This window comes from Flavobacterium sp. OHVDL-2026-0007 (assembly GCF_059882335.1).
The window spans coordinates 1077141-1093239 of sequence record NZ_CM187612.1; the positions used below are offsets into that span (position 1 = coordinate 1077141).

General features: G+C 40.3%; 7 protein-coding genes. All 7 read right to left on the reverse strand.

Annotated features, from left to right (window positions below; genetic code table 11):
• Window positions 1-62 precede the first annotated feature (62 nt).
• Complete coding sequence (locus AC51AA_RS04435) at window positions 63-2072, reverse strand: glycoside hydrolase domain-containing protein (protein ID WP_500704519.1); 2010 nt, start codon at window positions 2070-2072, stop codon at window positions 63-65.
• Between the two features lie 102 nt (window positions 2073-2174).
• The gene (locus tag AC51AA_RS04440) at window positions 2175-4457 is read right to left on the reverse strand and encodes a hypothetical protein (RefSeq protein ID WP_500704520.1); all 2283 of its coding nucleotides are present in this window, start codon (window positions 4455-4457) and stop codon (window positions 2175-2177) included.
• Between the two features lie 86 nt (window positions 4458-4543).
• Complete coding sequence (locus tag AC51AA_RS04445; RefSeq protein WP_500704521.1) at window positions 4544-6718, reverse strand: GH92 family glycosyl hydrolase; 2175 nt, start codon at window positions 6716-6718, stop codon at window positions 4544-4546.
• 12 nt (window positions 6719-6730) lie between these two features.
• On the reverse strand, window positions 6731-8995 hold the full coding sequence (locus AC51AA_RS04450) for a GH92 family glycosyl hydrolase (protein ID WP_500704522.1): 2265 nt from the start codon (window positions 8993-8995) through the stop codon (window positions 6731-6733).
• Entirely contained in the window at window positions 8995-11220 is a 2226-nt protein-coding gene (locus AC51AA_RS04455) for a glycoside hydrolase family 3 C-terminal domain-containing protein (RefSeq protein WP_500704523.1), read from the reverse strand. Before AC51AA_RS04455 ends, AC51AA_RS04450 begins: the two co-directional genes overlap by 1 nt.
• Window positions 11221-11231: 11 nt before the next feature.
• The gene (locus AC51AA_RS04460) at window positions 11232-13751 is read right to left on the reverse strand and encodes a beta-galactosidase (RefSeq protein WP_500704524.1); all 2520 of its coding nucleotides are present in this window, start codon (window positions 13749-13751) and stop codon (window positions 11232-11234) included.
• 40 nt (window positions 13752-13791) lie between these two features.
• On the reverse strand, window positions 13792-16089 hold the full coding sequence (locus AC51AA_RS04465; RefSeq protein WP_500704525.1) for a glycoside hydrolase family 76 protein: 2298 nt from the start codon (window positions 16087-16089) through the stop codon (window positions 13792-13794).
• Window positions 16090-16099 lie beyond the last annotated feature (10 nt).

Below are 16099 nucleotides of genomic sequence, written 5' to 3' on the forward strand. Positions count from 1 at the left end.
TTTTATTTGTTTCTTACTTACTAATCCTGTCCATCGAAAGTTCTTCGACTTTGCACATAGACCTAATACGCTAGTTTCAACACACCCCCTTTTACCAATAGCGCATGGTCTAGCCTAAAATCAGCTACGCTATTTCCATTAAATTCCACGGATTTAATCTTATCATCCGTCGCTTTTCTGTTGTGTGTTCGAATCTTCAACTTCTTACCGTCTCCAAGTTTTACCACTACCTTATCAAACAAAGGCGAGGTGACCTCATACCAAGGTTCTCCAACCGATACAGGAAAAAGCCCCATTGAAGCCAATACATACCACGAACTCATCGTTCCGTCATCTTCATCCATCTCAGGCAGGAAACCTTTAGGATCCCTTTTAAAAATTCTACTCACAATGGGTTGAGGATATTCTGCGTTCCCACCATACAAATGTTTAGTCTCTTTGGTCAGCATCGTCGTTACCACCTGTTGTGCTAAATCAGGACGTCCTAAACTATTAAAAATAAAAGGAGCGTGAAGCGATACTTCGTTACCTTGATTATTGAGACTGTTGGTGAAAAAATACTCCAGTTGCGCTGCTAACTTCTCTTTTCCTCCTACACTTTTAGCCATTTCTTCTAAGTATTGAGGTAGCAACCAGCGGTATTGCCAACGCGATCCCTGATACAAACCGTTATCTCTCATCTTGCTATATGAATTATCAGGAGTCATAAACTCTTTTTCCCAAGTAGTCTTAAACAAACGATCTGCTTTTTCACCATAAGCATGAGCATCTTCTGTTTTTCCTTCGATTTTAGCAATCTGACTCATGGACCATAAATCAACACAAGTCTCGAAGGCCTGATCGGGTCTTTTGATTTCTAAGGCATCCACCTCTTTTTTAAGGCCATTGTAAGCCAATCCCAAATCAATATCCGTAATTCCTTTGTTGTACGCATCCAGTAAAGTAGCGATGGTATGCTCCGTTCGCACTGTAGGGGAAGATTCAAACGGAGTCGCCCATGACTTTTTTCCATACACATAAAGACGACTAAGTGACTTACACATGTCTTTCATCTTTTCTGGTTCTAGTAAAGTAATAACCGGAAACTTCGTTCGATACGAATCCCACATGGACCACGAACTATAATAGGTAAAATCTTGTGCCGATTGAATGCTTCCATCGGTAGCCAAAAACTTTTTATTCCAAGAAGTAGCGTTCATCGGACTCAAAAAAGTGCGGTATAATGAAGTATAAAAAAGAACTTTATCATCGGCTGTTCCTCCCCTTACCTCAACCTTACCCAGTAAATCTTCCCATAGATTATGGGCCGTTGCTTTTATTTTTTCAAAACTCAAAGGACGAACTCTTTCGTTTTCCTCTCGAGCCGTTACCATATCAATAGGAGATACAGCCAATCGAATCTCTATGGCTTTAGTCTTATCACTATCAAAAGAAAACTCCAACAACTCTTTGGTACGTGCTATTTCTTTAAAGGGACAGCTGGTTTTGAGATTAAAATAGAGTTTGTATTCCCCAGCATCACAGGTGGTACCCGTTTTGACGAAACCTTCAATTTCCGTATCGGAAACCACTTTAAATTCGGTCTCACGGATACCCGTAAAAGAAGAGGCTACATTCAATGTCATCACACCTTCTTTTCCTTTTGGAAAATAAAACCGTTCTGCTGCCACATTTTGAGTGGCCGTCAATTCTGATTTCACGCCGTTGTCTAAAGCAACAGTATAATAACCCGGACTAGCCTTTTCAGTTGTTTTTATCAACTTAAGCTCTGTATCCTTTGCTGCAGGTTTAATACTTAAATTTCCCCCGTTACCTCCACAGCCAATTCCCGATAGACGGTTCATGGAGAATCCAGATATAGTATTGACACTATAATCGTAACCACTGTGACTTCTGGGTTTTGTGTCTGGGCAAACCCGAACCATACCATAAGGTACGCAGGCGGCTGGATCGACTTGTCCATTGTCTCCGCTGGTTCCAATAAACAAATCTACATACTTATTGTGTTGCGCTTGAAGGGTAGCCAAGGGCGCGAACAATATTCCATAAAGGAATAAATGCTTATATTTCATTAGTGTAATTCGTTAGATCATTAATTACATAGTATTGCAATTCTTTTGATTAATCATTTAATTCTATCAGGGGGTATTCCCTTTTAAAAAAACTACTTCTCCTTAGTAACCTTTAGCTCTTTTAAGTACAATGGGATTGGTTTTCTCTCCATTGACTTTTTGCCACAACTTCCAACTATTGTTATCGAGTCTCTCTAGCGTCCAATCTTTTTTTGGATCAACCAATTTTTTCTTTACGGATAAAGGAAAAGCATTGGCGGCACGAGCATCTTCCCAAGTTCTGATCACTTTGAAAATAGCTTCTTTCTGAGGACAACTTTCAACATCTTTTTGGTTTAGAGTCAATGAATATGTCGAACCAATCCCTACTGAAATGGCCTGTACATGTTCGTATTGTTGCACTGTAGAATTGGCTGTAATTGGAAAATTACCTCCCATACCTACTGGAAAAAAGTTGGCATAAGTTACATCACGTAAATCCTTACCTTGACTCGTAGCGCTTCCCCACTCTCTGGTATCAATATCGTATAGGTTTTTACCCCCTCCGACATTCCAGATGCTTTGATAATGCCATGAACCTTCGGATAAAGTAGCCCCTGTAAATCGGATATCAGCAATTTTGTGTTCTGCTGCTCTTTCAAACATTTTTCTAAAAAAACGTTTTGCAGAATAATAACCGTGTCCATTGTTAAACAAAAACTCTTGACCGTCAAAATCATAATAACCTAATCCATTGATATAAGCAACATCAGCATAATACTGGGCTATTTTATCTTGCAACTGCATATTTGGAATAAGTCCATCGTATCCGTAATTGATCGTCACCTGAAGTTTATATACTGTATCTTTCACTTGATGACTTGTTGGAGTCGTTTTCCAATAGCCTCGTTTTACATTTAAAAGGCGATATGGTTTTTGATCAGAAACACCCAAATAATGAATCAGTTCTTTTCCGATTTTGATCATATTCAAATTTTTGCTATGACCTTCCCAACTACCGATTTCTTCAAGATGCTTAGGGTCATCCACTGTAATGATAGTATCCGTTGCACTAAGACTATTAGCCAACAAACGCTTTTGTTGATAGCATAAACTATCGCTTGGAATCGGACTTGCATCTTTGGTACCAGGAGCCAACGCATTTGTAATGGGTGTTCTTCCTATGGTAATGCCGTATTTCGCAGCCATATCAGAGAACTCCTTATGTGATTTATTACCAGCTGTTAACTTCAAAGACTTTTTTTCAAAATTCTTTCCATCAATGTACCCTTTATTACCACGATCAGGTCTTAAAAATTCTTGATCATATAAACTGATGGCCTTAAAACCTAACCTAGAAGTATACGATATAATACTATCATACAAACCACCACTAGTGATCGCATCGGGAACAAAAGCAGCAGGATCTTTCACCCATTTGCCTTTAATGGTAGGATGAGGCAAGCCTTCGGATACTACTATGTTTTGTACCACATCCATCAAAGCGGTATGATCTGGACTTCCCCATAAGGCTACCGAAGAACCTATATAGTCCACTCCTGGCAATGGCTGCACTTGTATGTGGTTTGGAATATTGGCTGGCATATGGGGAATTAAGGAATAAAATACTTCCCTGTTGAAAGTTCTGTCTCGCGAATGGTAGTTTAGTGATACTCTTCCTTTGTTGTCCACCATAGCGGCATTACCATACAAAATTCTGTAATAAGGCTCCTTATGGGCATAAAAAGCAACATCACTGATTCCATCTCCACCAAGAGAGAAAACTTGACCTTCGCGTAAATGAGCAGGTAATGGAAAACGCTTAGCATCTGGACTGTGGATAATATATTGAAAAGGCGCTGCATCGGCTATCGTTTCTGAGGTACCTCCAAGTGTATTGTCATTTAAAGCCAACATACCAATAGCGTAATTCCCTACTTCAGTGGTATCACGAGCCACCCCTATGATCTCTCCAAATAAATTAGTGATATTGGTATGAATGCTTCCCCATTGAACATCATCAACCCCGTTACGAGGACTTAGCGATTGTAAAGTCAATTTAAAATACTTTGCTTTGGCTACTAATAAAATCTTAGCCGTTGAACCATTAGGATAACTAAGAGTAAGCACATTACTGGTCTTATTGTAAAGGGCTTTATTGGGTTTGAAATACACATTTTTCTTAGTGTTATACAGAGACAATAATGGTGAAGGCTTATCGGTCGGACTAAACTCTTTGTTGGGCGTAACGGTGGTGTTTTTCATACTACTGATAAATCCCTTATCGTTGATATGAATTTTAAAATAATTCGTTTTAAAGTCCCATTGTGCTTTTGCAGAAAAATTAAAAACGACTAGTAGTACCACTAGCATCGCTTTAAAATTTCTATCGGTTTTTAATTTCATGTTTTTTAATTTAAGTAGTTTAATAGCATTCTATGGTTGAAGAGTTTTAATCATTTATCACATTAAGGCACAATTGGACCACTATTTTAAGGTGCTGGTAAAAATTCCAATAGTCCTCCTTTTAAAATTTCACCAACAGCTACAAAGGGTTGATTTAATGTTTTTCCATTCCATTTCACTGTTGTCAATAGTTTGTTTTGTGCTGGATCTTTAGCCGTTATTTTCAATCGCTTATTTCCTGGCAATTTCAATGTGACTTCTTTAAAATGAGGTATCCCTAAGGCATATTCCCCTGAGGCTGGAGTAAGCGGATAAAAACCCAATGAGCTGAATAAATACCAAGCTGACATCTGTCCGCAATCATCATTACCCGATAAACCATCTGGCTTATTTTTGTAATTGGCCGCTAGTATTTCAGCAATGCGTTCTTGTACTTTATCCAAGCGGTCGGCATAATCATACAGATAGACATAATGGTGGCCGGGCTCATTATCATGACGATAATGCCCTTTGTCAAAATTTTCGTCTAGTTTTTTTACAAATTGCTCTTTACCTCCCATTAGGTCAATCATCCCTGGAGCATCCTGCATCACACAGAATCTATAAGTCCAGCTTCCTCCTTCAGTAAATCCAGCGTCAGCTTGGTCCCAAGAACCATCTGATTTACGCGCCTGAAAGAACCCAGTGGCAGGGTTAAACAGCTTTTTATAGTTTTTAGAGCGTTGCATTAACAGCTCATAATCCTCCATATAACCAAGTCCTTTGGCCATTTGAGCAATACAATAGTCGTCCATAGCAAATTCCAAGGTAACCGCAACGGATTCATTCGTTTTATCTGAGGCTACATAGCCAGACTTGATATAGTTGGTTAATCCCCCTCGTGCTTCATAATTACCATTCCAAAGATGACGGTCTCCCCACCGATAACTTTCATCATTACCAGGAGGGGAAAAGGCATTTTTGCGAATAGCCTTATAGGCCTCTTGTACATCATATTTTCTAAAGCCGTTTACATAAGCATCGCCGATCACAGCATCGGCATGCGTACCGATCATGATATTGGTATAAGTAGGATTGGGCCATTTTGGTATCCAGCCCCCTTCTTGGTACATTTGTGTCAAAGAAGCCATCATATCATCAACTCTCTCGGGATTCGTCAATAAGAGCCAAGGGTGCTCCGCACGAAACGTATCCCATAAAGAATAGGCACTGTATGAAACTCCAGCATGAATTTTCTCGTCAAAAGGACTGTAATAATGTCCATATTCCGAGAATTCACGCGGATACTGCATGGTCCTAAAATAAGCGGTATAAAAGATCGTTAAGTCATCCTTTGATGCGCCCTTTATAGTTATTTTATCTAATTTTTTGGCCCATGCTTTTTTTACTTTTTCTTTTATGGTTTCAAAAGAAGCCCTTTGAGGTATTTCAGTATTTAAGTTGATTTCGGCCTGTGTCTCACTGATGAAGGAGGAACCAATTTTGATTTCTACTAATTCCGTTCCAGGGGCAAATTCGATATAACCTCCAACATGAGCGCCTGCTTCACTTTTTTTGTTTTCAGAGATTAGATTCCCATTCCAAGTACCATAGGCCACAAAATCTTTAGAGAATTTGAGTACATAACAGCCTTTGAAATTGTTCAATTTGGGGCCTAGATGACTGTCCTGACGCTCTTTATTATAGATGCGTATCTCCTTTTTGTCAGGGAAAATTTCAATACTACCACCCTCTTTTTCTCTTCCCGCTTCAAGGAACAAAATAGCTTTTTCCTTTTGCGGGTAATGTATCTTAAAATAGGAACTTCTTGATGTAGCAGTAAACTCAGTGGTCACGGTACTGCCTCCCTTATCTTTATACCCATTCTTATAGTAATAGGGCGTAGCTATCTCACTGGATCGCTCTAGTTGTACAGCACGCTCTTTAGATGCAATTTTCAGTTTCTGCGTTTGAGGCATCAAAGTCATAAACCCATAATCCCCCATCCATACCGCAGGTTGATGTGTAGCCATGAAACCCAACAACTGCGTATCCTTATAATGGTACATTGTCCTAGAAATACCGTTGATACGAGTCATCGCACACCACTGTGTCATCCCAAAGGGTTCTGTCACCGCTGGCGTGGTTCCTCCGTACTCGGTAGCGTCCTCACCAGTGGTACCAATAAACATATTGACATAGTCAATGGGCTTTTGTGCATAGTTCACCCCTACACTCAATAAAAGTAAAAGCAAAGCAGTATGAATTGTTTTAAATTTCATTTTATAGGAGCGTTAAATTTTTGTTTTTTTGTTTACTCCGGTCATTTCAAACACCAACTCTCCTCCCTTTAACAATTCATCAAAGGTGATGTAGGTACGATTGAGTTTAGTTCCATTCAAAGACACTTCTTTTACATAAATATTTTTAGCAGACAGTTGATTGGCTTTTACCGTAAACTTTTTACCAGAAGGTAATTTTATGGTGGCTTTATCAAATAGTGGTGCTCCTAATTCGTATTGTCCAGAAACCGGATCCATTGGATAAAAACCCAAAGCGCTAAACACATACCAGGCGCTCATTTGTCCTGTATCTTCGTTACCACATATCCCCTCTGGGGTATTGTCGTATAAGGTAGTCAGTACTTGATTGATGTACTTCTGGGTTTTATGAGGTTGTCCTACTTTGTTGTACATATAAATAGTGTGATGTCCTGGCTCATTTCCGTGAGCGTATTGCCCAATCAAACCCGATATATCACCCGAAGTATCTTTACCGTGCAATTTAGACGACATCCCAAACAAAGCATCAAGACGTGAAGCCAATACTTGTTTTCCGCCCATCAGAGAACCTAATCCGTCCACATCATGAGGTACAAAAAAAGTCCATTGCCAAGCATTCCCTTCACAATAGTCATCCTTCCTGTGTTCAGAACTTAAAGGATTAAAAGGAGTACGCCAACTTCCATCCTTTGTTTTTCCTCTAGCGAAAAGGCTACCAGGATCAATCACATTTTTGTAATTGGAAGCTCTTTTGCTGAAATAATCGAATTCTTTAGGATGATTCGTCAGTTGAGCAAATCGTGCAACAGCCCAATCATCATAAGCATATTCCAAAGTACGCGCCACCGATTCCATTTCTAGATCCGAAGGTACATAACCGTATTTTTTATAATTCTTCAAACCGACAAAGTAGCCCATTGAAGTACCGCAACTGTCTTTCATCATGGACTGGGTCATGGCCTCCATCGCCAATTGCGTATCAAAATCTTTAATGTCATTCAAATAGCAGTTGGTGATCATGGGCATGGAATGCAGGCCTATCATTTGATAGGTTTCCTGACCAGAAAGTGTCCAAATAGGCAATTGACCTGCATATTTATAATGTTCTAAAGTCGTCTTTACATAATCTTGCATCACAGTGGGCTGCAAAACAGCCGTTAAAGGACAAGCTGCACGAAAGGTATCCCACAAGCCAATCACTCCACCATAATAAGGAAAACCATTGGTTTGATGTACTTTTTTATCGGGGCCTCTAAAGCGATAATCCACATCCGAAGATAACACAGGATACATCATGACATTGCGAAAGGAAGTATAAAACAGTTCCTTTTTCTTTGCATCTGGCGTTTCTATTTCTATTTGTCCCAATACCGAATTCCATTGATTGGAAGCTTCTTCTTTCACCTGATCAAAGTCTTTCTCTTTTACTTCGGCTTCTAAATTTTTACGAGCTCCCTCCATATCCACCCCTGAGATGGCAGTTTTAGATACTAGAACACCTTTTTCATCTTCAAAGGACAATATCGCTTTTACATTCCTTCCTTGAGTAGCCGTTATGCCGTCCTTTCTCTGGTTATCGAGATAAAGCGTACATTTTTTGATGGGAGAAGAGAACTTGGTGTAGAAATACACATGTTGCTCCGGCGCCCAACCATTTGAAATTCGGCTTCCTCTAATGGTATATTCATCTACTTGTTCAAAATTGGAAGTATAAACCGTATCCACATCATGCTCTGGTTGAATAGTACAGGCACTTTGAGAGCCATACTTTAAATCAATAATTACAGGTATTGTTCCCCCTTTTTTGTAACTATAACGTTGAATACCGCAACGAAGAGAAGCGGTGAGCTCTACTGCCAGTTGTTTATTGTATAAATCTACCGAATAATAACCCGGCTCCGCCTTCTCGTCCTGATGGTTAAAAGGCGATTGGAATTGCTGTGAATTTAAAATTTTGATACTGTCAGTGTTCTGATTCAAACGCAACGGCATAAACAATATATCCAAAAAATCGGCACAACCCCCTCCACTTTTGTGGAGGTGACTAAAGCCTAAAATTGTTTTATCATCGTAATGGTAACCTGAACCCGATGCACGTGTATCAGCCCCTATTTGCATCATGCCAAATGGAACCGAGGCCACGGGAGCAACACGACCATTGCCCCCCGTACCTACAAACATATTGACCTGACCTGTAAGATCGCCCTTTTTATCACAGGCTATTAATACGCTCATGCATACACAGCCTAAAACCAATTTTGATAGTATTTTTTTCATTAGAAAACTTTATAGGAATCCCCTTGAATGGTTAAAGAATTAAAACTTCCTGTAGACTTATTAGGTTGTCCACCACCTACATAGATTTTAACCTCCTTAGCTGTCTGCGTCAAATTTCCTAGATTGTCCGTTAAAGCCAGTTCTTCAGGACTAAGGGTGAAACTTACTTTTGTAGATTCCCCCTTTTTCAAATGAATTCTTTTGAATCCCTTTAACGATTGAATAGGCACACGTGTGCTGTTATCTTGACCGTGTATCAAATACAATTGCACCACTTCATCTCCATCCATTTTACCCGTATTGGTCACTGTTGTGCTCACTTGGATATCAATTCCTGTTTGAACTGTTTGAGCATGCTCCAAAGGACCATAGCTAAATTTAGTATAACTCAAGCCGTAACCAAACGGATATCTAACCTCCCCTTTAAAATAACGGTAAGTACGGTTGGCCATTGAATAATCTTCAAAGGCTGGCAAATCTTTATCGCTTTTATAAGTCGTCAATGGCATACGTCCTCCTGGGTTGTATTGACCAAAAAGCACATCCACTATCGCGTCTCCTCCAGCTTGTCCGCCATACCATGCTTGCAAGATCGCATCCACATTTTGACTTTCCCATTGAAAATCCATAATAGAACCCGACATATTCACTACAATCACAGGACGTCCCGTCTTTTTCAAGGCTTTTAAAAGTTCGGTTTGTACTGCTGGTAATGAAATAGAAGTACGGTCTCCACTAGCAAATCCAGAGAAACCACCAGCTCCAGCATCCCCAGCTTCTCCTTCAAAGTCGGCACTAATACCTCCCACAAATACGATCACATCAGATTTTTTAGCCTGTGCAGCCACCGCTTCAAATGAAGGTGCGTCTTTCAACTTATCCACAAAACCCACCCCTTTGGTATACTCGATTTTAATTTTATCCCCAAAACGTTTTTTCAAACTAGTATAAGGCGTACTAATTTCACTTGGCGTACCAAAATAATTGGCTAACTGTGTATGACCATTATCTGCATTGGGGCCAATTAAAGCGATACTTTTTATTTTTGAACTAGATAACGGCAATATGTTCTTTTTGTTTTCCAACAGCACCATGGACTCCTGCGCCATAGTGTAGGCGTGTTTTTTGTGTGCAGGACTTTCAATCACTTCCCTACCAATTGAAGCATAAGGCACTTTATCGGCTGGATCAAACATGCCTATTTTAAATAAGATCTTGAATAAACGCGTTAACGACACATTGATGTCACGTTCTGAAAGAAGACCTTGTTTTACACCATCTTCAAGCAGTTGATATAAATCTCCACATTCTAAGTCTGTCCCCTTTAACAAAGCGTCACTAACAGCCGCCGTATTGTTAGCATGTGTTTTGTGATTATTGGCAAAATCATTAACTGCCCAACAATCTGAAGTCACATACCCCTCAAACTTCCATTGGTTGTGCAATATATTAGACAATAATAAACTGTTTCCACAACAAGGTTCTCCATCCAAACGATTGTAGGCGCACATCACCCCATGAACCTTGGCTTTGGTAATAAGTTCTCGAAAAGCAGGTAAATAAGTATCCCAAAGATCAAAAGCTGAAGCTTCTACATCGAAAGAATGACGATTGTATTCTGGACCACTGTGTACTGCATAATGTTTGGCACAAGCTACAGCCTTCAGGTATTTTGGGTCATTTCCTTCCAATCCATGTACAATAGCTGATCCCATCTTAGCGGTCAAATAAGGGTCTTCCCCATAAGTTTCCTGCCCTCTACCCCATCTAGGATCACGAAATATATTGATATTTGGTGTCCAATACGTCAGTCCACGGTAGATTGATCCTGTTTTACCATTGCGCATATCTTCGTTAAAAAGGGCACGTCCTTCCGAAGAAGCAATATCGCCCATTTTCTGAAGTGCGGCTGTATCAAAAGTCGCAGCCATACCAATGGCTTGTGGAAAAACGGTCACTTTTTCACTAGTACGCGCAACACCATGCAAGGCTTCATTCCACCAATTGTATGCCGGTACGCCTAGTCGAGCAATAGCTGGAGACTGATGTTTCATCATACGTACTTTCTCCTCCAAGGTCAATCTTGATATCAAATCTTTAATTCTTACTTCCATATCCAAGTCTGGATTACGAAAAGGAAAATTCATGTTTTGTGCTTGAAGACTTCCTATAAAAAATAGGCTCATTACTAAACTCACATAAATCCATTTGGTCTTAATCGTCATTTTTGTATTATTTAATTGGTAGTATATAATAGCGTATCGTTATTTTTATTTAGGGTTTCGGCACTTTGAGGATAAGGCATCACTTCGATCGCTTTTATAGTGGCTCCACTGGCTGTTTGACGCAATCCAAAAACCAAAACATTCTTTTTCTTATTCCCAAAATTCAACCAACATTCCGGTAAGTAAAACTCACGTTGTGGTCCTGCTTCCCAGTGACGTCCTATATTGTGACCATTGAGCCACATGTATCCGTTACCCGATGCATTAATTTTGGCCAACCATGGCATCCAAACTTTAGGATCTATTTCAGGTAAGGAGAATTCTACGCGATACCAAGTCAAAAGTCCGGTAGGTTCACTTTGAGGCTGAATTCCATTTCCTTTTCGAGGAATTTCACTCACTACATCCAATTCTATTTGTTCCCAATTCTTTGGCGAGAATCCCGCTTCTGTCCACCCCTTGCTTACCCCTGCAAGCTCAGCAGCATATTCCCATGTTAAACGATGCGTGATACTGGCTTCTACAGAAGAAAGTCCTCCCTGACGAATTCCATTCAATTCTTCCATCGGTACATAACCATGGGCGTGACCAAGGCTTTCATAAACCACTACAATTTCATTATCCCCTTCTTTGAGTAATCCTGATACATCGAATCGATTATCAAATTCATTGGGACGTATGCGATCAAAGGCACCACGAGTCAACCAGGTTTGCGCGTCAGCCTTGTCTGGAAAAAGACGTTTGGCCAGTTTCCCATTAATCTGAGCCGTCACGATATCACGTGTAAACATATTGAACAACAAAAAGTTTTCCTTAGCTGCTTCCACTGCACTGAGTTTCACTTTAGCGCGATACAGACTGTATCTGAAATCATTAATCCCCAACTCAGCTAAAGAAACTTCAGTAGGCAAAGGTTTCCATTTGGCCTCTGATACGGGATCTTGAGTTCGTAGTGCAGTAGCGATACGAATCGGTGTTATATTAACCACTGGTCGAACAGGCTCCTTGGGATCCAATAGATACCATTTACCCTCTTCGGGCTTACTCCCTGGAGGAATAACCAATACTCCAGACCCTAGACCTGATAAATTAAAATCAACTTCAAAAGGGGCTATAGCTGATGTAGCGCTATTAACGGCATCTCCCGCTTTGATGAGCACTTTTTCACCATTTTGATTTACATTGTACATGGGTTCTGTTGATTGAGCAACCTTACTTGGTACTATAGTCGTTCTACCACTGATCCCTTTATCAGGATCGGTATTGTGCAAAAAGACAAACTTCGTTCCATCCGCTGCGATTCGTACTCCCCCGAATAGTTTCTCAGGAGCGGATTGCAGTTCACAAGGTCCCCCTACAGATCGCGCTAATTTGGGCTCATATTCTTTGATGAATTCGCCTAAGGCTTTTGCTGCAAAATATTTAGCACTAGTAGCACCACTTTCTCTAATAGCTGCATTATAGTCATAACTAGTAGTCATTCCTCTGGCTCCCCAACCGTCAAAATGCGTTCCTCCAAAAAACATATAATAATTGATTCCAGTACCACCACCGAGCATGGTCATTAAACCTATAGCTTTAAAATGACGTGCATCTGAGTAGTGTTCCTCGCTCAATCTCCCGGTTACTGTTGAAAACCAACCTCCTTGCAATTCCGTTACAAAACCCGGCGCATCTGATTGTCTTTTGCGAAGATCCACCATACGACGTGCACAACTTGGAGCATCACTCTGATCTACATAGTAGTTATCACAATCAAATACCTGAGACAGAACAGCATCCTTACTTGCTCTAGTTTCCCCTGTAAGACAAGTAAAAATAGGAACGTCTATCCCATTATTTTTTGCAGAATGGTACAAAGCCTTTAGAAAATCAGCTTTGTTTTTAGTACCGTGCGCATCGTATTCGTTTTCAATTTGGAACATGATAATTCCTTTTTTTCCTTTTGGCTTACGCGTAATTTGCTCCTTGGCCAATACTTTAGAAACCGCATCATACCAATGTACGGACCACTTAACATGCTCAGGATCGGCTCCACGAAGCCAAAATTCTCCTTTACCAGGACCAAACTTGGCCAACCAACGTGGGTATCCTCCCCCAGACCATTCCGCACAGAGAAAAGGACCTGGACGCACTATGGTATACAAACCAAACTCTTCTTGAGCCATTTTCAACCAGGCTTTTAAATCTTTAAAATCGAACTTCGAAACATCCTTAATACTGGATGGCATAGTACGTTCATGCCAGTTCCATGGGATATACGTCTCTACGGTATTGAACCCTGCTTCTTTTATTTTTTTGAAACGATCGCGCCACAACTCTTGTGGGCATCGGAAATAATGAAAAGCAGCACTATAAATAAAAACGTCCTTCCCTTCAATGGTCATGCAAGATCCATCGTATCGGACACGATCAGGGTGTGGAAATAATTTAGTGGTAATGGGATCCTGAGTAATGGTGTTGCTGTTGCTTGCACTCGACAAATTACTACTCAAAACCATTAAAATAACGATCGTTATTATTTTTTTCATGGCTTACTTATTTGGTTTCTTCTTTTTCTGTGTTGATCAATTATATTTTCCAGATCGTCGATCCATTGGCTTTTACCTTCACTTTTTTCCACTTTAGAAAACTTGTAGTCCCAAGTGCTTTACTGGCCTGTTCCTTATTTTCAGCGAGTATGGATACCTCTGCATCAAAAGACGTAGGATTAGTGATTTCAAGTGTCACTCCTGACTTAGTACGTTCGAGGACTTTCGCTTGAACATGGTCAAAAACATAGGTGCGATCAATATCTGTACGCACATAAATACCTGGAATTTCAATGGCCATTAAGGCACCGTTGGTCTCGTTCCATCCCGTCTTCCCTCCATCCCCACGTGAGCCACGACTGTCAGCATCACAATAGGTAAGACGTTCGGTAATCTGTCCATTAGGTTGAATTCCTTCGGCATGCGCATGTATAACATCACGCATCAATTCCGCATAACGCTCATCCCCTGTGGCACGGTAAATCTTAAATAAGGGATCACCTGAGGATGTACAGAATCCAGGCGCACCGTGTTTATTTTGGGTACTGGCCCAAACGGCTCCAGCCAATTTTGCTCCTAGTTTTGCTAGCGGAGTATCTGGAGGCAATACATAGTCAAAGGAAACCGTCCAAGTGGCACAAAGATTGGCTAGATTACGGCTCTTTTCCAACCAGTTTTTATCTCCTGTTAATTCGTACATACTCATCAATGAAGTCATCAGGGCAGCAGCCGTTTCTGAATCAGAGTTTTGTAAAATATCGGCACAGGCTCCTGTGGTCATTCCATTTTTTAAGAAGTCTGTATAATAATAATCAGCAGCCTTTTGTGCCATTTTCATGTATTCTGGTTGTTGATAATATTCTGCTGCCAGTGCTAATCCTCCAATAGCCATCACGCCGCTAGAGGAATTGAAAACCGCAATATCTCCTGTTTTAGTATTGACAAAATTCCCCCATTGTCCATTTTTATTCCAAGTCGTCACAAAGGCATCTGCCAATTTTTCAACTCGTTTTTCCCAATCTGGATTTATTTCGCTTCCATGTCCTTGTTCTTTCATCAAATTAAACTGTTTGATCATCCAGTACAACACATCGGCATTTTTACGTGTTAAGGCCACCTCTGGCATTTCATCGTACCCTTCACGGCCAAATACTTTCCCATCATGATTCAAGGCTCCATAGAAATAACCCGATTCCCCTTGTCCTAAGGTTAATCCAAAGTCAAAGGTTTGCTTTACACGAGTACGGTGCATTTCATCTCCTAATGCCAACATCGGATACGTATTCATTAAACCACCAATCCATCCAAAAGAAATCCAATTGGCATTTTCAGGACAATAGAATTGATATTTATCGTCCGAGTAAAAACGTTTGTCTATATCGTTACACATCAAGCGAGATACCTCACTAGAAGGCATCAAGTTACGTGGCGAATTTTTTCCTGTTACGTCCTTTCGCACACTCATAAATTTCTCCATCAAATCAGCCACATTATTAGCCGGGAACTGATAGATACGCAGGCGAATGGTTCTTTCTTCTCCAGCTTTCCAAGTGATACCACGATCAGGACTTTTGCTGAATCCAATAAATTCAGGTTTTTTTTCTCTTACCCCAGGTGCACTAATCACCAATGAAGCAAGCGTACGATCCGTATTTTCTTCTACAATAAAACCATTGTCGATGATTTGATCTTTGTTAGGAATTCCTTGTTCACTTAAAACAATAAACCCTTTTTTGTTCTTTCTGTCAAAAAAACAGATTCCAGGGGTGGTAGTATTACTGGTATGGACGTCCAATCGAGAACGCTCACCCCCTATTGGTGATAGTTGCGGTACCGCTGTGGTGGTTTGTGGCAGATCCTTTTTGTACATATCGCTTCTGTCCATCCCTGTACCATAACCTCTGTCCACAATTCTATTTCTATTTCCATCATAAACCGATGCGGGAATCATTACATAATTATCAGCACTCCAATTGTAAAAATCAAAGGCCACTGCTACTCCGGCAGCACTCACTTCACCTTGTTTAAGCTTGTAGGTAATGACCAAATCAACCGCTTCTTTATCCCCTTTGACAGGCTTAGCATCCATTTTATAGTCCCAACTTCCCTTTGCCTTTGTAGCCCCATCGGTTCCAATCAAATTTTTCTCTGCCAGTTTAGCTTCATCGTATTGACAACTTAAAATTCTAAAACGTCCGTTTAACTTAGTCAGTAGTTTATTTACTTCTGCATTTGTACTAGACTCCTTGGCCTTGGAAGGCAACCAAGAAGATGTGCTTTGAGCATTCATTAATCCAACTGTGGATACAAAAGCGGTAATCAGAATAAAATTCTTCATTTTTTGTGTC